This window comes from Gimesia aquarii (assembly GCF_007748175.1).
GTDB lineage: Bacteria > Planctomycetota > Planctomycetia > Planctomycetales > Planctomycetaceae > Gimesia > Gimesia aquarii_A.
In genome coordinates this window covers 822,495-842,316 of sequence record NZ_CP037422.1, presented here as the reverse complement: position 1 = coordinate 842,316, position 19,822 = coordinate 822,495, and the positions used below count along the sequence as shown (strand labels likewise).

Below are 19,822 nucleotides of genomic sequence, written 5' to 3'. Positions count from 1 at the left end.
TATTCAAAAAAAGTTCGCAGTATCAAGCTACTCAATACCGAGCTCATTCTTCCACCACTTGATGTAAATCTCAGGATCAGCCTCAGACGTGAAACCACGCTTTTTCATTCTGCCCTGATACCAACGGTTACTGGAATTGACGGCCGCTGATTCGTCCCTTTCAGAGATACGACCTTTATCGTCGGTACGTTGAACCCACTGATCGAGTTCGCTACTCATTTTTTGTAATGTCTGTGTGTAGGCAGAATCATGAGCGAGGTTACTCAACTCTTCGGAATCAGTCGTAAGATGATAGAGTTCTTCGGCAGGTCGCTTTTCAGTCCAGAAAATAGCAGGCGCTCCGGTAAGTTCATTGTGAAGGTGTAATACTCTTGCGACAGTGACTCCCGGATACTGAAGCGTTTTGTATCCACTGTGTTGTGAGTAGGGACGATCAGGATGATAGTTCCGAATATACTTGAAATGTTTCGTCCGAACACAGCGAACACGATCCAGTGTACTACCACAGCGATCACGTGCGGCAAAGACCATTTCTCTTCCTCTAAAGTTCTCCGCAAGCATGTCTCGACCATGCATCCACGCTGGAATTGCTATATTCGCCAGGCCAAGAGTCGCCGCGCTGACATCGATCAGGCTGACCAGTTCATCACAAACCTCGCCAGCCGAAATTTTTTGAGGCCGTCGAATGATGAGTGGCACCCGAATGCCACCATCATAAAGCCACTGTTTATCGCGATAGTGTGGTCGACCATGGTCACCAAAAAAGAAAACGACCGTGTTATCCATCAGATCTTCCTCTTCGAGCCGCTTTAGCACATTTCCTACTTTGTGATCGAGAACCTCAATCGTCTCCAGATAATTCGCCCAATCAACACGAATTACGGGATGCTCGGGATAATAAGATGGAATTTGAACTTTCGCGGCGCGGTCTGGGTCTTTCGCCCGCACGAAGTCGCGATGCGGTTCGTGAATCTGTACTTGGGCAAAAAAGGGTTGTCCCTGCTTTCGTTTGGACCAATCAGCGGCATCGTACATCTTGCCAGCGAATTTGAAATTATAATCGCGTTTTCCCGCCCGCTTCATCGTCGAGTTGCTGTTGCACACAAAATAACCCGCGCGACGCAATAACTCCGTGATTGGCTCAACTGGTAGGGGCAATGCCTTTTTGTTTAAAGTTCGATGTTGATGAGTTCCCGTGGTTGTCTGGTAAGCACCGGTAATGAATGCCGAACGCGATGATGAGCAAACAGGTGCTGTTGAAAATGCACTCGTATAACGGACTCCCTGTTGGGCAAGCCGGTCGAGATTCGGAGTGCTGACTCCTTTATAGCCGTAGCATCCGAGGTCGGGGCTAAGATCATCTGCAATGATCCATACAACATTAGGACGATCATCCGCGTAAGCATCAACATTGATGAACGTGGTAATAAATATTGCCAGAATACAGATCACATAAATAATTCGGTGCATAGTCATATCAAATTGATTCGTAGAGCAGAACGCTCAGTCGTTTGCGAACTAGAAAGAGGTTCAGGGACATAAAAATCGATTCCTGCTCCCTTAAACAAACAACCTCGGAACGCCTCGTCAACATGGTCGTGGTCCTCCTTTTGAGAAAAGGGGTAAAAACTTCCCTGGGAAATAGGGAAACCACTTCTGTTAGCAAGAACCTCGCTTTCACAGGTGTTAAAATAGGAATAATAAGTCAAGTTTAATGAATTGAACACCTGGCTTTACCAGAATAGTCCTCATAACCGATATAATCCATAAGGACACTGGCATCCTCATTTTCATCCTAAGCCTTGCATTTTACCATGGAAAAATTCGCCGTGAGAAAGAGTTTTCAGATGAGACATAAGCTCATATCTCTGATCGCTTTGTTGGCGTTCTGTTCTGTGGCCGACATTCAAGAAGCGCAGGCGCAACTGTTTGGTGATGAGGCTAACAACACGTTGATGCCCGCTTCGGGAGGGATGGCTGGTACCAGTATCGCCGAGCCGCAGGACCTCACTTCCGCGATCAATGGTAATCCCGCCTCGTTGACCCAGTTTCAAGACACACAATTTCTCTTTGGTGTGGCCTGGGCCGAACCAACGTTTCATTTGACTCAGTCTAAGCAAATCCCGGGACTGGTTGATCCGTTTTCAGCGAAGTCTTCTGGAGTGGGAATGCTGGCAGGAAATATTGGTGTCACTCAGGAATTCACTTTAATGGAGCGGCCCGCTACTTTCGGGCTCGGTTTCGTTTCGACCACTGGGGGTAATTTTGATTTTAGGCACGTCGACCAAAGTAAAGGCACAGACACATCCGCCGTAATTGTCAACTTGCCCGTCACCGTGGGCGTCGATCTGACCGATCGCGTATCCGTAGGCGCCGGCATGTCCTTGGGTGTCGCCATGTTCGATCCACCTTTTTTCGGTGCCATGTCGATCGCTTATGGATTGCGCGGAACGGTGGGCGCCAACTACAAATTAACAGAACAGACTACTCTTGGCGCTTATTACCAGACCGAGCAAGCGTTCAAGTTCAATAACATCATCGTCATAGATAGCCTACCTCCGCCATTCGACGGCGGACATGACCTGGACATGGAAATGCCCCAAAACATCGGATTTGGTTTAGCCAATCGTTCATTCGCCGGCGGCCGGCTGTTGTTGGCAGTCGACGTGCTTCTCAAGGTGTGGGATGAAGCCGAAATGTACCGTGGCTTCTATGACGATCAGTGGGTAATTCAACTCGGCGCCCAATATTCGACAGGCCGATACCGTCTGCGGGCCGGATACGCGTGGGCCGAAAACCCGCTCGATCCTACACCCGACGTCGTGGTCGGGGGGTTCGAACTACCGGGCGACGTCCCTTTTGTGCGTTACAACCAGGCCTTGGTAGCGAACACCAGTCAGCACCGTCTGGCAGTAGGAATCGGCATTAGCGATGTCGTGCCTGGGGTCGACTTTGATATCATGGCAGGCGGAATGTTTCGCGACTCGGAACAGCTTGGCGCCTCGACAGCGACCTCAATTTCGAGTTATTGGATCGGGGCCGGGCTAACGTGGCGTTTTGGTAGCAACAGTTGAAAACGGCTGCCTGACACCTTTTTTATGTCATCTAGAAGTCGAAATTGTCTGGATCTGGACCGAACCGTTTGCCACAGTCCATGCTGTCGATGAAGGCCACATCGTCCGGATGTAGCTCAAAATCGAAGATGTCAGCATTAGTGATGATCCTCTCCTTTTTCGACGACTTAGGAATCGTTGCCACGCCCTTTTGCAGATCCCATCGCAAGACGATCTGTGCGATCGTCTTAGAGTACTTTTCCGCCAACGCATTCATGGCGTCGAGCTTGAAAACATTGCCCCGCATCATTGGCGAACATGCCTGATATTGGATCACATTGGAAAAACAAAAATCGACCAGTTCTTGTTGTACAAGGTAAGGGTGAAACTCCACTTGATTCACCATCGGAATTACGGTTGCGTCGGCCATGAGATCTTCAAGGTGATGTTTCAAAAAATTGCTGACGCCGATTGCTCGCACTCTCTTTTCCCGGTAAAGCGTCTCAAGTGCGCGCCACGTCTCCTTGTACTTACCTTCGACCGGCCAATGGATCAGACATAGGTCCAAATAATCCAGGCGCGTACGCTTCAGACTGGCCTCAAACGCGTCCAGAGTCGAGTTGTATCCCTGGTCCGTGTTCCAAATCTTGCTCGTGACGAATATCTCCTCTCTCGGCACCCGGCTCGCCCGCACTGCCTCGCCGACTTCCGCCTCATTCTCATAAATCGAGGCGGTATCAACCAATCGATAGCCTGTCTCAAGAGCCAAAGTCACCGCTTCAACGACGTTGTCGCACTGAAAAACGCCCAGCCCAAGATAGGGCATCCGTACGCCATTCTTCAGTTCAAAGGTCCCACTCAAATCGGTAAGCTGATGGCGAGACGATGACATGCGATTCTCCTCTGATGTGTGTGCCACCTATTTTATGTCGTTGCGACATACGGGGCAACTCGGTAATATCAAAATACGAAACGGTGCAAGCACGAGAGGGAATGGTGATTCATTCGGAGTCCACAAGATGAACCTGATTTGCGCTTCCTGCTTGGCACTGATAATCGAGACGAATCAACGCGGAGTCAGGCAAAGAGGCTGCGATGAAAATACCGTCAAAAATGGAGGAAGTCACGCCCGCTTGGTTCACTCAGGTGCTTGCCCAGGAAGGACACATTATCAACTCCAAGGTTGTGAGAATAAAGACTCGACCGCTTGGATCAGGTATCGGATTCCTAAGCACAATCACTCATGTATCACTTGAGTACGATCATCCGGAACCGACTGGACCGACGTCCCTGGTCGTTAAGCTCCAACTCAGTTCTGGAGCATTACGCGAGCTCAGTGAGGATGTGCACGCTTTTGAGCGAGAGATTCGGTTTTATCGAGATGTCCCGCCCTTGGCTCCTATCCGCTTGCCGCGCTGTTACTTTGCGGCGATCGGGTCGCCCTCTAGCGTTCTCGTTATGGAAGATCTAACGTTCGCTACTCCGTGCGATCAGGTGAAAGGACTTCATGCCGCTGAAGTGATCCAGATTGCCCGTCTCATCGGTCGTCTACAGGGTAAGTTCTGGAATAACGACACCCTCGCGAGCCTAACTTGGATGCCAACGACAAACCGTCAATTCTGGGTTAATTTTGACTCTCTTTGGGATCGGTTTCTCCAAGACTTCGACGGTTCTATTGAGTCGTCTGCCCTGCAAGTCGGTGAACGTCTTCGGGGCCAGAGCGAATGGTTGGAAAATGAAACTGATCGACGGCCGCGAACCTTAGTTCACTCGGACCTTAAAGCAGACAACATCTTGCTTGGGCCGTCAGGAACACCTGAGTCGATCCTGATTCTGGACTGGCAACTGGCAATTCGCAGCATGGGCGCTTTCGACGTGGCCCGCCTGATGGGCGGTAGCGAACTTCCCGACGAGCGCCACGACCACCAATTGGACGTGCTCCGTGCCTGGTACGAAGAAGTTCGACAGAGTGATGTTGACTATGGATGGGAAGAAGCCGTCAATGATTTGCGATTAGGTGGTTTGCAAATGGTATGTTGGGCTATCCAGTTCTATGCAAGCGTCGCCGACTTGGAGGGTCGTCCCAGGGAGTTGGTCACACGGGTGTGCGAGCGGGCCTTCGATTCAGCTATGGAAATGGACGCCGTCAGCATTCTTCCACAGCAGAGGTAACTACCAACTCCGTGAGTCCGAAATAGTCACTCGGTGCATCGGTTGGACAAACGAATGGCACTGCCGCTGATTTTTGATTTGAATAAAAAAGCGATGGTTACCCACCATTATTCAATATGTGTAAATTGTCGCATCATCGAAACCTTCTTCCAGTGTCGCAGAGGCTTCCACATGGTAGTCTGAGAGTCGTTTGTCGCTGCCGCCCCAGTCATTCCCGCCTCCGTGGAAGTCGATCCGAAGATGATCAAAGTCGTCAAGAGGACGAATTGTAATCATGTATGGACAAACCAAAGAATCACGTATCTGCTTAGCCGTTATCGCCAGTGGCGGGTCTTCCTGGCTCAACAACGTATTGAACTGTGAGAGACGATCACTCGCCACAAAATCTCGAAACTTCTTAAACCAGGATTGACGTGCCATCCATATATGGTGAGCCGCTGGTGTTAGTTTTGCCAGTAGTTCGTCGGAACGTGTTTGTTGCGTATCGAAGGTGAAATCGATTTTGCGACCGTCGTGAGTGCGCTTCGCGACGAAGCTCTCAAAATTGTCGTCCCATCGGGTATCGTCAAACTTCGTTTTGTCATTAGAACCATTCATAGGATTACTTGAGTCGGCTAAAGTAATTGTTGACTGAATAATTATGTCCAAGCAATTGGAGTCCGTCAATCATGGTCTGCAGAAATTGGGCCGAATAAAAAGGTATCAGAAACGAATGGCACCTTCTATGTCCAGCAGTTTCTTCAGCTTGATTACCGTAAACTTCCGAGGGGTAAAGCGGTGTGCGTATTCAGGAAGCGATTACTTTGCAATCTTGTAAGCAGTCGTCAATACCATCCGTGGAGATTTGCTTGTCTGTGTGATGCAGCGTGGTGTATCATGACTTATTAATTTCGGAAATAGCAAATAAGGGTAGGTTTTCTACAGCGCAGACCTGCCCCTTTTTCTGTTCTAGTAAGCTTTATTATCTCGTGTCTCGACGTACTTTTGTACCCATGAAAAATCCCCACCTATTACCGCACTCAGATGGGTGAGCATAAATGTGCAAGCATTGTGAATTCCAATTCGTGCTTTCTTTTCGGAGGGAAATGGCCATTCATATTCGATGAAACCAGGGGTGATCGGCCCATCACCAAGATCCGATTTAGGCAGCAATACGGATAGCGCATGTGCTAGTTGAAGCATATTCTCACATTTCGTATCTTCTGGAAGGAATTTGACATTAATGTCACCATCTGGTGACTCAGAAAAAACGAAGTTGCTTTGCGGAAATGAAACGATGATTCCGTCGGGCAATTCGTTTTCAAGCCGATACGGCTCGGGCCAATCAAACTTGGAAAATTCTTCTTTCATCAGGTCCATGCTAAGAAACGATTCTTCGTCAAACATCATTCAACTTCCTGGTTAAAGTATTACAACAGTACCGTCGGGGAGAATCTGATAACCCAACGAAAGCAAGTAGTCCACTTCGCGCCCAAAAATCGATCGAATCTGGTTTCCTTGGGCGTCAAGGACGAATTCTGTTGTGTTTCCAATCCTGCGAGTTACGTAGGTTGCTAAATCATCGGCAGGATTTGAAACAAGCCGGAATGAATCACCACGCTTAATCGCAGCGTCCAACCATGGTTTGTTCGCTTGTTCCCAAAATTCATCAGTCACTGTCTTCCAGTACCTCGCAGAATCGCCCGATTCAAGGATAGCCATGTATTTCTTCTTGATGAAGTTCCATTGAGGTGACCTCAATATGTTGATGCCACCAGGGTTGGTCCTGTCTCCTTTTCCTGTCTGCCCTCTAATAAATCATCTCATCAATAATAAATGGCTTCTTGAAAAGAGACTTTATGACAGGAATCGACTCAAGGTATATCGGCGAGAGGATCAACCGGTTCCGCGTATTGAAAACGTAAAAACTCTCTCCATTTCGCATTAAGCTTAAAGACCTCTCAGGATTAGCGTTAACTAATACTGCAGCATACTCATAAAGTATCCTCATGACCTTAAAGATATCGGTCTCCTTATCGTAGGTGCCACCAATCATCCAGTTGACATCCAATCCAAATTCGCCGTAATCTTCTCGCATGACTTCACGATACGATGCATCAAGCTGTTGACAAGAAACATCAACGAGTCCATGAATGTGCAACCCAAATTGAGCATCGCCCCCATTAATTCCTAATAAGGGGGCAAACAAGTATTCCGGGGATGTAAGATCTGATTCCAGAAAAATGGAATAATCCGTTGACATTGAGCACTCTCTTATAATTTGAGGTGATGAACTAGGGAACGAAGTGATGAACAGTTCCATCGGGCATGAGGATTATGACTTCCTTCAGCCCTGGCACTGGATATCTTCTGACTTTGCTGTTTTTGAAGTGATCAATCGATGGATAAGCTGTTCTGGGGATAGCATTTTTATTTTGTTTCAGTTGTTCTCAAAACTGCTTGCGTAATAATTAAATACCAGTTGATTTAGTTTTTCTCAGATTCGAGGCAACTTTTTGAAAGTGAAATCAATTTCCATTTCATCAAACAGAATTTTAGTCGCATAATCCATTGGTATGGAGTCTCGATCATTACAAAAAACTTCCCCATCAGTTCTTAATATTTCACCAAGTTCACCATTTGACAACATAACTAAGTCGCAATACAACTCTTTTAAAAGCACTCCACAAAGTCGATAGAGTGTGGAATAGGATTCATAAGCGTATTTATCAAGTTGAACTTTATCGTAGTGAATTCTAATCTTGGGTATGAATCCATAAGTTTCTTCACAAAGTTCTTTGCCAATTTCAGATGCCTCAGCAACATAAATACTCGCGCCTTTCGAAACCAGGTATAAAATATCGTCTTGCAGTATAGGCTTTAAATCACAAGTTTCGATTAAGAGTTCCCTTGTTTCATCTAATGAGATGTTTGCATCCTCACCGAGTAGAATGCTACTGAATACCGACATGCTTTTCCTTCAATTTTTTATGAAATTGGAATAAGAAAGGTGTCAGTCACCTTTTTTGATACTCACTTGATGATCCATCGAAATGTTAAACTAATTCGCTCACTCGCGGCAGGATCTTTAGGAATCGCATGCATCCACTGAGCTTGTATTTCGTTTTGCATATAAAGTAAACCACCGCTATTTAACAAGTATTTAAATTTAATCTTTGAATCCAATTTGCTTCGGAAGGAAATATACCTACTAGATCCAAGCGATACGATCACGACACCGGTGTCCTCCATCAATTCATCTGTCGAATCGGAGTGGAAACCCATTGTAGAATGGCCATCGGGATAATAATTCATCAGACAATTATTTGGTAAAAACCCGATTTCCTGTTGAATTCTTTCACAAATCGGTACCAGTTCTGGCAACATTTCCTTCTGGGAATAAGTGATGCCCGAATAGTCGTACGAAATACCAAAACTTGCTGTTTTTCGGGCTTTCATTCGCTCGTCCCAATCAACTCCTTCTCGAAAAAAATCTAATAACTCATTCGGGTTTTCCAAGAAATTTTCGCGAAAGTAGAGTTCTGGTTCGTTCATGGTCCCATTTCACCAGTTGATGTTTATTTTTCTAATCGCAATTCATGCTATTGTCTACCGCCACAAAGAATGCGTTTTGTTACACCGGGTTTTAATTTAGACCGGATATCAATGGTTTGGGTTCGGACCACCTGAGTAATTGGATTATTGGAATGAACTGCTTCTTCGACATTCAATTTGTACGACAAAAAGGGGTCAGGGACAAAAAAATCGATTCCTGGCCCCTTAAATTCCTTATGTCGACTCTCAGCGATTAATCATTTTCATTGCGGCTTCAGGATATCGATCCCCTTTCACTATGATCTGAGCGGCAGCAGTCTCGATTTCAGCGAGATCGGATCCGGAGAGTTTGATCTCAGTTGCTCCGTTGTTTTCCTCGAGTCGATGAACTTTTGTCGTTCCTGGGATGGGGACAATCCAAGGCTGTTGGGCCAGGATCCAGGCCAATGCGATTTGAGCCGTCGTGGCGTTGTTACGCTTCGCGATCCGATCAAGAAGCGCAATCAGTGCCAGATTTGCTTTCCGGTTTTCCGAAGAGAAGCGCGGGACTTTATTGCGAAAGTCACTACTGTCAAACGTAGTTGATTCGTCAATCTTACCGGCCAAAAAACCCTTCCCCAGGGGGCTGAAGGGAACAAAGCCAATTCCGAGTTCTTCGAGTGTCGGGAAGATCACGTCTTCCGGTTCTCTCCACCAGAGTGAATATTCACTCTGCAGCGCGGCGACTGGTTGCACTGTATGGGCGCGGCGGATGACCTCTACGCCCGCTTCAGATAAGCCGAAGTGCTTTACTTTGCCTGCCTGAATCAGTTCTTTGACCGTTCCTGCCACATCTTCGATTGGCACATTGGGGTCAACACGATGCTGATAGAACAGATCGATATAGTCGGTCTGCAGCCTCTTCAACGACGCTTCCACGACTTCCTTAATATGTTCTGGTCGGCTGTCGAGGCCCGTCTGTTGGCCTTGCTCATCAATTGCGAATCCAAACTTGGTGGCAATGACCACCTGGTCACGGACAGGAGCCAACGCTTTACCAACCAGTTCTTCGTTCGTGTAAGCTCCATAGACCTCGGCCGTATCAAAAAAATTAATGCCCAGATCGACGGCCGTTCTGATCAAAGCGATTCCTGCTTGATCCTCAACGGGCTCACCATATCCGAAGCTCAGGCCCATGCAACCAAGCCCCAGAGCGGATACTTCCAGGTTACTGTTTCCAAGTTTTCGCTTATGCATTGCTATTTCCTTTTGTTGTATCGGGAAGTTTGTTCGTTGAGTTGATTGCCTTCAGTTCAGCCGAGAATAGAAGCAACTTTTACATGGTGCACAAAATTTTGTGAAACACTGCCTGCAAAAGAGTCTGATTGAGCCGCAGCGATCATAAAGTCATCCACTGTCTGCGTTCCCACTCCATAACTTGAATTAGACTGAATTAATTCGGGGCAACCCATTCACGAATCAATCAAACGTTTCCTGAGACCTTTTTATGTGACTCTGCATTGTTAGGCATCTTCAATCTGACTTTACAGGAACCATTGTGTTGGCGTCTCGAATGACGACCCAGCCATCTCCTTGTCTTTTCAATACGGAAAGCGCATCGCCCTTCATCAATGATTGCGACTTGGTGACTTTATCTGTCATTTTGAGAGTAATCGTCGATAGGAGACAAGCATGGTCGCCAAATATCTGGATTTCCTGAATCGAGCAATCAAGTTCAAAATCAGTGTTGGGATCCGTTGCGGTCGCAGCAGCGGCGAAACTCTCCTTGTCCATTTGCCCTGCACCTGGCACAAGGAAAATTGCATCGTCTGCAATTAAACTCCTCGCGAGTTCGAGTTCACCTTCTATTGTGGCCTTCATCCAATCATCGAACCAACGGCGGATGGCTTGTTCATCCTGATTCATTCTGACGTCTCCTTTGTTAGACTGCCCCTGACAGCCAAATAGTAATAGTAGCAACGGGGCGAATAGAATTGCCCACTTCATAATCGCACCACTTCCACAATGACAGTTAATACCAAACTTGAATTAGACTAAATTATTTCGGGTATAAAAAAGTGTCTATTTTCAGCTGACACACTTGTTGAGAACTCTTAATTGAAATTACTATCTTATCACTGATGATAAAAAACCAAAAAGATATATAAATCCTAGTGATACAAATACACAAAATACGCACTGATTTTCTAGTTGTTTCAATAAAGGAAGAGACAATACGGCTGAGACCAAAAAGTATATTCCAAAAATGAATCCATAACCTGAACCTTCCCCTCCATAAATAACAATAAGAGAAAAGTACAATAGTGGAAAAAATGAATAGCAGATAAATGCAGAATATTTATTAATAAAACGTTTTGGATATTCTTCAAAAATAATATACAAAATCCATCCAGGTACTAAAAACATTGATGAAAAAAATCCAATAATATATGGATCATCTCTAAGGAGTGATATGTCATAAATCAGACTAATAGTTAAAGTAATAACCAATGTTGTGAATCCAAAAATTGCGATGATTTTTTTGACTGTCTGATAAATGAAATTCATATTTTGCTTCCCAAGGTTAAAGGTAACGGGGCGGACACCTTTTTATATCCGGGAGGAATTCATAATGAAATCAATACTGAACGGTCTTTTTAAGACTCAAACGGCTTTGTCCCTGGCATGGGTTTGCGTTGCGGTAGCTTGCATGGCTACTCCCTTGATGGCATATCCGAAAGACAAAGACAAATTGGTTTATGAAAAAAATCTCGAAGTAAAATTGAATGACGGAGAGAAAGAAAGAACACGGATCATTGGAGTGATCAGGTTCTACTCCTACCCAAGTGGAGGCAGTGGTTACTACCAGGTCGAAAACAAAACCGATAAAAAGCGCAAGTATCAGCTCACGATCAAAAGTGTAGTGAAAGAGACTGGGGAAAAAAGAGAGAAAAAGGTCGCCGTTCGTGCCAATGCGAAATCGTTTTCAGGACGTGCCAGCTTTTCATCAGCAGGATTCAAGAAAGGACGCATTACTGACGTATTCGTTACCGTCCCTTTGGGCTCCTCTCGTTCCAAGACTGCGCCGGACTCGCTCGCTCTGGCAAAAAAGCTGGCAGACAAGAAGTTCAAAGGTTGGACCTATGGCAGCAAAGCCAAAGACAAGAAAATTGATTGCGTCCAATTCGTATTAGCTGTGACCGAAGAGGCTTTAGCTAAATCACTGAATGGGGAGACACGCAAGCAGATTCTGATTTCCCATCTCAGTGCAGCGGAGCAAAAAATGCTTCCGTCTCTCATCGAAATGGAAAGTGACAAAATCAAGGGCATTCAACATGCACTCGTTTCGATTCGACGCGGGACGGCAATCAAGCCAGACCAGGCCAGACCCGGTGACCTCATACAGTACTGGATGAAAAAACGCGACGGCACATGGTTTGGTCACGCCGGCGTACTTGAGAAAGTCGAAAAAAATGGTAAGACAATTCGAGCGACCATCTTTGGTGCCCACGCGAGTTCAAACGGAATTGCCTCATCTCAGTTCAAATTGAATTTAACGGGAACAGGCCGAAAAATTTTCATTGTCAGGCCGCGATAGTCAAAATAGGGGGCTGGTCCATTCAATCCTGCCCTCTTTCACTTTCTGTGCATGTATTGACGTCGCCCACTCCAATGTAGGGGCGAGACCCATGTGTCCGCCCGCTTTGTGACATTCCATTCACAATAAAAAGAACAATTGGAACCAGCGCGAAAGGTAATAATGGGGGCAGACATTGATCACTTAAGAGACCTGACCCCTTTTACAACCCACTGATTTTACCCGATGTAAAGCGAAGGCGATCTATTCTTCAGTGAAGCGTTTTCCTTTCATTTTCTGGACCTTTCTCAAAATGCAAGAAAATAAAATCTCTCACATTCTGCATAGATCAAGAAATGGTGGAAAGGTCATACCTCTTGACTCATCTCAAGAGACTTGGCGGCACGTTTAATCCCTCTCAACATACCGCCAAAAACGATGTTATGTAATGGAACCACGGTATACCAATAAAGGATACCTAGTAGACCTCTTGGACGAAATCGTGCAGTCATTGTGAGTCGCGTGAAACGGTTGTTATCTTCCACTGGTTCCATGCAGAACTCCAGTTGAGCGGTTCCTGGTAATTTCATTTCGGCATGAAGCAGCAGCGACTTGCCGCGTTCGATCCCGACCACGCGCCAGAAGTCGAGAGCTTCGCCAAATTCTACTTCCTCAGGATCGCGTCGGCCTCGTCGAAGCCCAGGACCTCCAACGATTTGGTCCATCAATCCCCGGATCCGCCACAAGATGTCCCCCGAGTACCAGCCATGACCGCCGCCAACACGGCAGACCGCGGCAAACACATCGGACGGCTGCGCTTCAATCTCGATCGACCTTTGATCGACATAGACCTTGCCACCAGCCCAATTCGGATCGCCAGGAATCGGTCCGGCTGCGGACCACCGTGTTGGTACCTTCCCCTCCAGGGTCTTTGCAATCGCACGGTGAATAGACTCACGCACCCCGAGCGATTGATGAGGCATTAGTGTCTGTGTGGTGTCGTCATTGACGACAACTCGATTGCGCAGGCCATCGGAGAGCGGACGAGCGATGCGATATGAAACTGGCGTGATGAGGCTGATCCACGCCGAGCTCAATCGCGGGGTTAGCACGGGGACACCGATAATCAGCCGTCGTCGAAGTCCCAACTCTTGAGCCATGATGTGCATTAGCTCGCGATAGGTGATCACATCGGGTCCACCAATTTCCAGGCTGCGACCGCTTGTCTCAGTTACGTGCAGACACTCGACCAGCCAGTACAATACATCAACAATGGACACTGGTTGAGATTCTGTTTGTACCCAACGGGGTGTGATCATCACGGGAAGTCGTTCGACCAAGTAGCGGAGTATCTCGAATGACGCAGACCCGGAGCCGATAATCATGGCAGCTCGCAGAGTTGTCACCGAAACTCCGCACGACCCCAAAGCCACTTCCACTTCGCGGCGCGAGCAAAGGTGTTGACTCAAACCCTCGCCAAGTTCACCTAAGCCACCCAGGTAGATGATTCTCTCAATTTGAGCCTCTGCGGCTGCTCTGGCAAAGTTATGGGCAAGTTGGGAATCGCGGTCTGCGTACGTACGACCTGAGGCGATCATCGAATGAATCAAATAATAAGCCGCTGAACAGTCGCGAATCTGAGCGGTGAGCTCGGCCACATCGCTTAGATCGCTGCGAGCAATCTCTACATTCGGGTTGTCGCACCAGGACCGTTCTTCAAGCTTACGTGGTTCGCGCGCAAGGCAACGAACACGATAACCTCGCTTGAGGAGCTCCGGAACCAGCCGGCCCCCCACATAACCTGTCGCCCCAGTCACTAGTATTGGGGATTCTCGAGAAATTTTGGTATTCAGGTTTATTCTCCAGTGGAATTAAAGTGGAGGGCGGGTGCCAGCACCCGCAGTGCGAAGCTAGGTCTCGGCAAGACTTTCACAGTCAGCCGAGAGCCAATACACACGCGTAACACAATTCCATGTCTTTTAAGAAGACGCAAGAGTGGCAGCATACTCATCGTTGCACAGCGGCCAAGTCGCCAAGCCGATTTCAGGTTTGCAACTTGAAGCAGCAGCTCGCGTCCTGTTGCATTTAGTTCGACCGGCCGACCGAACAGCGTTCCTTGCAGCTGGCCGGTCATTGTTAGTTTGGGGATGAACCAAGGTCACGCGTGCGTATCTTCATCGTGCCGGTCAGGGCCCATTCCGCATGCTCGGCGTTCGTGCCCGTGCCACTTGGAATTTTGATATGCATGTCATCAAACTCATAAGTAATCTCGGCGTTACGACCTGTCAAGCGGTCATAAAGGCCGATCGCCAGATCGCTCCAGTTTTTGGTATGTTCAGAGTCAGACATCAGATTCTCCTTTGAAACTTTAACTAATAAGGTACACGATTTTTTTCTCGAGCTGATTGAAACTATGCCTTTATAGTCGCTGCGAAAGCTGAGGAAGCAGAATATTTGCAAAAAAAAATTTTTTGAGCTGAAAGAGTCAAAGAATACTGACCTTCAGCGATATATGAGACTGACTGACCTTCTCCCCGTTTCTGGATCCATACAAAATGTAAGAGATCTTGTTCTCTTGCATTTTGAGAAAGGTCCAGAAAATAAACCAAAACGCTTCACTGAAGAACAATTCACCTTCGCTTTACGTCATTAAGAATCTTTCTCTAAATTTAGATTCTTAAAATACTTTTTAAATGCAAACAAATTGAAATGGTGAATTCCTATCTGAAATGACTACTATCTCGCCTGTTCTATTTGTATGCACTCCGCTACACCAAGTGTAGTAATCACCGCGCTTCTCGGGTTTTGTTGCAATAACCAATGAATCGTCGAGCTTAATTGTGAATTGCGTTTCCTTAGAATCTGAATTGCGGGATTCGTCCGCAGGCCGTCTCTCTACCTTCCCACTTAATATATTCCGTACGGTCTGTCTGCTAATCTTTTTGATACCAACGTTCAACTCATTCAGATTCATTTTTTTCATGCATGGGATGCATGATATATATACACAGAATGCATTAGATATATCGTCAGACCTGCGTAAAGTATTGTAGCAGGGACAGTGATTCCCCGTTGTCAAGATCGAAGTTCAAGCCAAACACGAGGAAAAATCATGAAAAAGTGGATCAAACGCACGATAACGAATTGGACGGTGCTGACTCTCTGTATCAGCACACCTGTCTTCGCTCAGAAAGAAAACACTGAGTCTACTACAGACCAGCAGCCGGCCCGGAAAATCCACAAAACACAAGAAGGCCAGACAACTGGTGGCAAGTGCCCCATTATGGGCATGATCAAGAGTGTTACCTCCCGACATACGGCAGCTGGTGGTATGACTAATGGAGACTGGTGGCCTAATCAGTTGAATCTGGACATCCTGCATCAGAATTCGAAGAAAAGTAATCCCATGGGGGAAGACTTCAACTATGCCGAAGAATTTCAGAAGCTCGACCTCGAAGCCGTCAAAAAAGACCTGAGAGCACTGATGACCGACTCGCAGGACTGGTGGCCTGCTGATTATGGACATTATGGCCCCCTTTTCATCCGCATGGCCTGGCACAGTGCGGGTACCTACCGAGTCTCTGACGGTCGCGGCGGTGCTTCGGACGGCACACAGCGCTTTGCGCCACTCAACAGTTGGCCCGATAATGCCAACCTGGATAAAGCCCGCCGCCTGCTCTGGCCCATCAAACAGAAATACGGACGCAAAATTTCCTGGGCTGACCTGATGATTCTGACCGGAAACGTCGCACTCGAATCCATGGGTTTTAAAACATTTGGTTTCGCTGGTGGACGGGAAGACGTCTGGGAACCTCAGAAAGATGTCAACTGGGGGCCCGAAACCGAATGGCTAGGCCGCAAACGTTATAGGAAAGATGAAAAGCTTGAAAATCCGCTCGCGGCCACGCAGATGGGGCTGATCTACGTTAATCCCGAAGGACCTGCGGGCAGACCAGATCCCCAGGCTTCCGCCCATGCGATCCGCGATACTTTTGGTCGGATGGCGATGAACGATGAAGAGACCGTCGCTCTCATTGCCGGCGGACACACTTTCGGTAAAGCGCACGGTGCCGCCAGCCCGGAAGGGAACGTCGGTCCCGAGCCGGAAGGGGCCAGCCTGATCGATCAGGGACTGGGATGGATCAACAAGTTCGGTAAAGGGAACGCTGACGATACGATCACCAGCGGTCTGGAAGGTGCCTGGACCTCCACACCCACACAATGGTCCAACGGTTACTTTGACAACCTGTTTGGCTATGAGTGGAAACTGGTTAAAAGCCCCGCTGGTGCCTGGCAGTGGACGCCTAAAGAAGAATCAGCCAAAGGGACGATTCCCGATGCACATGATCCTTCCAAAACTCACGCGCCGATGATGTTTACCACCGATCTGGCTCTCAAGGTCGATCCAGCTTACAGGAAGATCTCAAAGCGCTTCCATGAGAACCCGGACGAGTTTGCCGAAGCCTTCGCGAAAGCCTGGTATAAATTGACCCACCGCGACATGGGGCCGGTTTCCCGCTGTCTTGGACCACTGGTGCCGGAAGCGCAGATCTGGCAGGATCCCGTTCCCGAAGTCGATCATAGGCTCATCGACGAACAGGATATCGCTGCTCTCAAAAGTGAGATCCTCGCCTCGGAGTTGACGATTCCTCAACTGGTCTCCACGGCTTGGGCTTCCGCTTCCACTTTCCGTGGCAGTGACAAGCGGGGCGGTGCCAATGGCGCCCGCATCCGACTGGCGCCCCAAAAGAACTGGGAAGTCAACCAGCCCGAAGAACTGGCGAAAGTTTTGAAGACTCTGGGTGCAATCCAGCAGAACTTCAATGACGCACAGACCGACGGCACCAAAGTGTCACTGGCCGATGTCATCGTGCTCGGGGGTTGCGCTGCTGTTGAAGAAGCTGCCAAAAAGGGCGGATACACCGTCAAAGTGCCTTTCACACCAGGACGTACTGATGCCACACCGCAAATGACCGACGTCGAGTCATTCGCGGTTCTGGAACCCAAGGCGGACGGCTTCCGCAATTACTATTCGCACGGGCTTGATCGGCCGGCTGAAGAACTGCTGGTGGATAAAGCCAACCTGCTTACTCTGACCGCGCCTGAAATGACGGCCCTCATCGGTGGTATGCGGGTGCTCGATACGAATGTCGGTGTACCGGGAATGGGTGCCTTCACTAAACGTCCCGGCACTCTGAGTAATGACTTCTTCGTTAACCTGCTCGATATGAACACGAAGTGGCAGAAGTCACCCATGTGCGATCACTTCTTTGAAGGACGCGACCGCAAATCGGGCGACGTTAAATGGACTGCCAGTGCTGTTGATCTGGTCTTTGGCTCCAACTCCCAGTTGCGGGCCATCGCAGAAGTATATGCCAGCCGGGATGCCGAAAAGAAGTTGATTCACGACTTCGTAGCTGCCTGGAACAAGGTGATGAACCTGGATCGCTTCGGTCAGGAAACCGCGCTGCAAAAGGGGAATCGCTCCGTGACCCAAAACCAGAAGTAATCTACAGCGCTCGTAATCATAGGAACGCTAAGAGAAAAACGTAAGTGTCAGACCTATTCCCCTCGACGATTAGAGGGGAGTAGGTCTTTTTGAGGGAATAAAGGGGTCAGGTCTCTTTTATTCCTGGCTGTATTCTGTTATACTCCTTGTATGCCCCGTACCAAACGAATTTGTCCTGCCGGTGAAGTGTTTCATGTGCTCAATCGCTCTGTGGCGCAGATGACGCTGTTCGAGAAGCCGGACGATTATGCTGCTTTCATGCGGGTCGTTGAGGAAACGTGGGCAAAGATACCGCTACCGATCTATGCCATGTCCGTAATGCCTAACCACTGGCACTTTGTGGTACGCCCCCAGACAGATACCCAATTGACGGAATTCTTTCAACGACTCACCGTCACCCATACCATGCGCTGGCACGCGCACTATTCAACCGGGGGAAGCGGTCACTTGTATCAGGGACGATTTAAATCGTTCCCAATTCAGTCAGACGACCATTTGCTGACAGTGATGCGTTATGTCGAACGCAACCCGCTGCGAGCGAATTTGGTCAAACGTGCCGAGGAGTGGGAGTATGGCTCCGCCTGGGCACGACAACAAAAGGGAGATACGCTCGCGTGGCTGACAAAGCTCAAAAATCCACCGCTACCACGCCAATGGCGGTCACTGGTTAACAAACCACAAACGGACGCCGAACTGGCTGCCGTCAGAAAATGTATCACTCGCGGCACACCCTTCGGCGATGACAAATGGACCAGCAACACAGCCATCCGATTGTCCCTCGAAAGCACAATTCGCCCCCGTGGAAGACCCAGAAAAGAGACCTGACCCCTTTATTCCTGTTGCATAGTAATATTGGCCTACAGTTATGTCGCTGAATGAAATGAACCCTGACATCGAGGCTTTCAACGAAGATCAAGCAACACTCGAAGAGCAGCAGATCTGCGAGACGTTTGCGACGACCATTGACGACCTGCTTCCCGAAGCTGAGAGCAAGATTTGGCATCGGCATCCCGTCTGGTTCCTCAACGGAAACCCAATCGTCGGATACAGCAAACTGAAGGCGGGAATTCGGCTCATGTTCTGGAGTGGGGCGAGTTTCGACGAAGACAAATTGAATCCCGGCACTGGGAAATTCAAAGATGCTTCAATCATCTTCACGCATCCTGACCAGATCAATCTGAAAGACATGAAGAGATGGATCAAGAAATCGAAGACCATTCAATGGGACTATAAGAATGTGGCCAAGCGAAAAGGAAAGTTGGTCCGCTTGAAGGATTGAAGCGTTGATCAGTATTTGAAATACTTGGTTGTCTCTGAAGGATCGAGCCTTTGAAGATCACGATTTGAAACCACGGTGAATGTTCCCATCGACGCGACGTGGCGTGCGTGGACGACACCAGCTGACATCGTGCAGTGGAATGCGGCCACCGATGAATGGCACACTCCAAACGCAACCGTGCAGTGATCTTTTTCAAAGTCGCCGAAGGAATATTGTCTGAATGCAGATTTACGACTCGTCTAAGAAACAGCGGCTGGACAAACCGTCCCCACAATGGCAACGTGCTAAACTGCAGAGGTGGAAAAGATCGACGCACTTTACGTAAAAGCCGAAAGTGCGTCGGATTCATCGTCCAACGCACTTTGAAGGCAGCCACAAATCCCAAAAACGTTCGTTTTCGTTTGCTGTCCTGCATTCGATGAGTTTCGCAGGAATTCGATCTTGCCTTCGATCTGAGCAGCGTTCGAAATCGGAGAAAGCGCTCGCCGTTGATATACAGCAGCAGATACATCTTTGATGTATTCGATTTTGCGAAATGGGTGGTTTTTTGAAACGATTCGTAAAACGTATGGGTAAATGACACTTTTCGTTTTAGCCATCGCATTTCCGTCTGCTACCCGGTCCGCAGCGGTAGACAAACAAAAAAGAGGTTGTCACAATCGAACACGAAGTCTTGTGATTGGTGTCATTCACCGGGGCACGTCAGATTGAATCAGAGG

General features: G+C 48.0%; 20 protein-coding genes and 1 pseudogene. 7 read left to right on the top strand and 14 right to left on the bottom strand.

The window, feature by feature from the left end; all coding sequences use genetic code 11:
• Positions 1 to 27: 27 nt before the first annotated feature.
• Complete coding sequence (locus V202x_RS03475; RefSeq protein WP_145171238.1) at positions 28 to 1,476, bottom strand: sulfatase; 1,449 nt, start codon at positions 1,474 to 1,476, stop codon at positions 28 to 30.
• A gap of 371 nt (positions 1,477 to 1,847) precedes the next feature.
• Between V202x_RS03475 and V202x_RS03470 the strand changes: the two genes are divergently transcribed.
• Positions 1,848 to 3,074, top strand: a complete 1,227-nt coding sequence (locus V202x_RS03470; protein ID WP_197993203.1) for an OmpP1/FadL family transporter — start codon at positions 1,848 to 1,850, stop codon at positions 3,072 to 3,074.
• A gap of 31 nt (positions 3,075 to 3,105) precedes the next feature.
• On the opposite strand, the gene V202x_RS03465 is transcribed toward V202x_RS03470, so the two are convergent.
• The gene (locus V202x_RS03465) at positions 3,106 to 3,945 is read right to left on the bottom strand and encodes an aldo/keto reductase (RefSeq protein WP_145171234.1); all 840 of its coding nucleotides are present in this window, start codon (positions 3,943 to 3,945) and stop codon (positions 3,106 to 3,108) included.
• A 203-nt stretch (positions 3,946 to 4,148) separates the two neighbouring features.
• Between V202x_RS03465 and V202x_RS03460 the strand changes: the two genes are divergently transcribed.
• Entirely contained in the window at positions 4,149 to 5,225 is a 1,077-nt protein-coding gene (locus V202x_RS03460) for an oxidoreductase family protein (RefSeq protein ID WP_145171232.1), read from the top strand.
• Positions 5,226 to 5,336: 111 nt separating this feature from the next.
• Here V202x_RS03460 and V202x_RS03455 read toward each other — a convergent pair whose 3' ends face one another.
• The 9 genes from V202x_RS03455 to V202x_RS03415 form a co-directional block, all read right to left on the bottom strand.
• Positions 5,337 to 5,822, bottom strand: a complete 486-nt coding sequence (locus V202x_RS03455) for a hypothetical protein (RefSeq protein ID WP_145171230.1) — start codon at positions 5,820 to 5,822, stop codon at positions 5,337 to 5,339.
• Between the two features lie 351 nt (positions 5,823 to 6,173).
• The gene (locus V202x_RS03450; protein ID WP_145171228.1) at positions 6,174 to 6,614 is read right to left on the bottom strand and encodes a hypothetical protein; all 441 of its coding nucleotides are present in this window, start codon (positions 6,612 to 6,614) and stop codon (positions 6,174 to 6,176) included.
• Between the two features lie 12 nt (positions 6,615 to 6,626).
• A complete protein-coding gene (locus tag V202x_RS03445; RefSeq protein WP_145171226.1) occupies positions 6,627 to 6,926 on the bottom strand; it encodes a hypothetical protein in 300 nt (99 codons plus the stop codon).
• A gap of 88 nt (positions 6,927 to 7,014) precedes the next feature.
• Entirely contained in the window at positions 7,015 to 7,467 is a 453-nt protein-coding gene (locus V202x_RS03440; RefSeq protein WP_145171224.1) for a hypothetical protein, read from the bottom strand.
• Positions 7,468 to 7,701: 234 nt separating this feature from the next.
• A complete protein-coding gene (locus V202x_RS03435; RefSeq protein WP_145171222.1) occupies positions 7,702 to 8,175 on the bottom strand; it encodes a SitI3 family protein in 474 nt (157 codons plus the stop codon).
• A 62-nt stretch (positions 8,176 to 8,237) separates the two neighbouring features.
• Positions 8,238 to 8,759 carry an alpha-ketoglutarate-dependent dioxygenase AlkB gene (locus V202x_RS03430; protein WP_145171220.1) on the bottom strand — a complete coding sequence of 174 codons (522 nt, stop codon included), beginning with the start codon at positions 8,757 to 8,759 and terminating at the stop codon, positions 8,238 to 8,240.
• A gap of 246 nt (positions 8,760 to 9,005) precedes the next feature.
• The gene (locus V202x_RS03425; RefSeq protein ID WP_145171218.1) at positions 9,006 to 9,995 is read right to left on the bottom strand and encodes an aldo/keto reductase; all 990 of its coding nucleotides are present in this window, start codon (positions 9,993 to 9,995) and stop codon (positions 9,006 to 9,008) included.
• A 276-nt stretch (positions 9,996 to 10,271) separates the two neighbouring features.
• Complete coding sequence (locus V202x_RS03420) at positions 10,272 to 10,664, bottom strand: YybH family protein (protein WP_197993202.1); 393 nt, start codon at positions 10,662 to 10,664, stop codon at positions 10,272 to 10,274.
• Positions 10,665 to 10,865: 201 nt separating this feature from the next.
• Positions 10,866 to 11,306 carry a hypothetical protein gene (locus tag V202x_RS03415; RefSeq protein WP_145171214.1) on the bottom strand — a complete coding sequence of 147 codons (441 nt, stop codon included), beginning with the start codon at positions 11,304 to 11,306 and terminating at the stop codon, positions 10,866 to 10,868.
• A gap of 64 nt (positions 11,307 to 11,370) precedes the next feature.
• Here V202x_RS03415 and V202x_RS03410 point away from each other — a divergent pair, with 64 nt between their 5' ends.
• Positions 11,371 to 12,336: a hypothetical protein gene (locus V202x_RS03410; RefSeq protein ID WP_145171212.1), complete on the top strand. Its 966-nt coding sequence runs from the start codon at positions 11,371 to 11,373 to the stop codon at positions 12,334 to 12,336.
• 347 nt (positions 12,337 to 12,683) lie between these two features.
• Here V202x_RS03410 and V202x_RS03405 read toward each other — a convergent pair whose 3' ends face one another.
• The gene (locus V202x_RS03405; RefSeq protein ID WP_145171210.1) at positions 12,684 to 14,132 is read right to left on the bottom strand and encodes an SDR family oxidoreductase; all 1,449 of its coding nucleotides are present in this window, start codon (positions 14,130 to 14,132) and stop codon (positions 12,684 to 12,686) included.
• Between the two features lie 319 nt (positions 14,133 to 14,451).
• The gene (locus V202x_RS03400) at positions 14,452 to 14,664 is read right to left on the bottom strand and encodes a hypothetical protein (protein WP_145171208.1); all 213 of its coding nucleotides are present in this window, start codon (positions 14,662 to 14,664) and stop codon (positions 14,452 to 14,454) included.
• A 763-nt stretch (positions 14,665 to 15,427) separates the two neighbouring features.
• On the opposite strand from V202x_RS03400, the gene katG reads away from it, so the two are divergent.
• The 4 genes and pseudogenes from katG to V202x_RS28085 all read left to right on the top strand — a co-directional run.
• Complete coding sequence (gene katG, locus V202x_RS03395) at positions 15,428 to 17,824, top strand: catalase/peroxidase HPI (protein ID WP_145171206.1); 2,397 nt, start codon at positions 15,428 to 15,430, stop codon at positions 17,822 to 17,824.
• 150 nt (positions 17,825 to 17,974) lie between these two features.
• Entirely contained in the window at positions 17,975 to 18,649 is a 675-nt protein-coding gene (locus V202x_RS03390) for a transposase (protein WP_145171204.1), read from the top strand.
• Positions 18,650 to 18,689: 40 nt separating this feature from the next.
• A complete protein-coding gene (locus V202x_RS03385) occupies positions 18,690 to 19,103 on the top strand; it encodes a DUF1801 domain-containing protein (RefSeq protein WP_197993201.1) in 414 nt (137 codons plus the stop codon).
• Positions 19,104 to 19,178: 75 nt separating this feature from the next.
• A pseudogene (locus V202x_RS28085) lies at positions 19,179 to 19,283 on the top strand (polyketide cyclase); the annotation flags it as partial.
• Positions 19,284 to 19,420: 137 nt separating this feature from the next.
• Here the strand turns inward: V202x_RS28085 and V202x_RS03375 are convergent.
• Positions 19,421 to 19,702 (bottom strand): hypothetical protein, encoded by a 282-nt coding sequence (locus V202x_RS03375; RefSeq protein WP_145171202.1) that lies wholly within the window; start codon positions 19,700 to 19,702, stop codon positions 19,421 to 19,423.
• Between the last annotated feature and the right edge of the window lie 120 nt (positions 19,703 to 19,822).

What these genes read in the sequence shown, in the direction of transcription:
- V202x_RS03475 (WP_145171238.1), bottom strand. Translation starts at nt 1,476, where the DNA reads ATGACTATGCACCGAATTATTTATGTGATCTGTATTCTGGCAATATTT.
- V202x_RS03470 (WP_197993203.1), top strand. Translation starts at nt 1,848, where the DNA reads ATGAGACATAAGCTCATATCTCTGATCGCTTTGTTGGCGTTCTGTTCT.
- V202x_RS03465 (WP_145171234.1), bottom strand. Translation starts at nt 3,945, where the DNA reads ATGTCATCGTCTCGCCATCAGCTTACCGATTTGAGTGGGACCTTTGAA.
- V202x_RS03460 (WP_145171232.1), top strand. Translation starts at nt 4,149, where the DNA reads ATGAAAATACCGTCAAAAATGGAGGAAGTCACGCCCGCTTGGTTCACT.
- V202x_RS03455 (WP_145171230.1), bottom strand. Translation starts at nt 5,822, where the DNA reads ATGAATGGTTCTAATGACAAAACGAAGTTTGACGATACCCGATGGGAC.
- V202x_RS03450 (WP_145171228.1), bottom strand. Translation starts at nt 6,614, where the DNA reads ATGATGTTTGACGAAGAATCGTTTCTTAGCATGGACCTGATGAAAGAA.
- V202x_RS03445 (WP_145171226.1), bottom strand. Translation starts at nt 6,926, where the DNA reads ATGGCTATCCTTGAATCGGGCGATTCTGCGAGGTACTGGAAGACAGTG.
- V202x_RS03440 (WP_145171224.1), bottom strand. Translation starts at nt 7,467, where the DNA reads ATGTCAACGGATTATTCCATTTTTCTGGAATCAGATCTTACATCCCCG.
- V202x_RS03435 (WP_145171222.1), bottom strand. Translation starts at nt 8,175, where the DNA reads ATGTCGGTATTCAGTAGCATTCTACTCGGTGAGGATGCAAACATCTCA.
- V202x_RS03430 (WP_145171220.1), bottom strand. Translation starts at nt 8,759, where the DNA reads ATGAACGAACCAGAACTCTACTTTCGCGAAAATTTCTTGGAAAACCCG.
- V202x_RS03425 (WP_145171218.1), bottom strand. Translation starts at nt 9,995, where the DNA reads ATGCATAAGCGAAAACTTGGAAACAGTAACCTGGAAGTATCCGCTCTG.
- V202x_RS03420 (WP_197993202.1), bottom strand. Translation starts at nt 10,664, where the DNA reads ATGAATCAGGATGAACAAGCCATCCGCCGTTGGTTCGATGATTGGATG.
- V202x_RS03415 (WP_145171214.1), bottom strand. Translation starts at nt 11,306, where the DNA reads ATGAATTTCATTTATCAGACAGTCAAAAAAATCATCGCAATTTTTGGA.
- V202x_RS03410 (WP_145171212.1), top strand. Translation starts at nt 11,371, where the DNA reads ATGAAATCAATACTGAACGGTCTTTTTAAGACTCAAACGGCTTTGTCC.
- V202x_RS03400 (WP_145171208.1), bottom strand. Translation starts at nt 14,664, where the DNA reads ATGTCTGACTCTGAACATACCAAAAACTGGAGCGATCTGGCGATCGGC.
- katG (WP_145171206.1), top strand. Translation starts at nt 15,428, where the DNA reads ATGAAAAAGTGGATCAAACGCACGATAACGAATTGGACGGTGCTGACT.
- V202x_RS03390 (WP_145171204.1), top strand. Translation starts at nt 17,975, where the DNA reads ATGCCCCGTACCAAACGAATTTGTCCTGCCGGTGAAGTGTTTCATGTG.
- V202x_RS03385 (WP_197993201.1), top strand. Translation starts at nt 18,690, where the DNA reads ATGTCGCTGAATGAAATGAACCCTGACATCGAGGCTTTCAACGAAGAT.
- V202x_RS03375 (WP_145171202.1), bottom strand. Translation starts at nt 19,702, where the DNA reads ATGGCTAAAACGAAAAGTGTCATTTACCCATACGTTTTACGAATCGTT.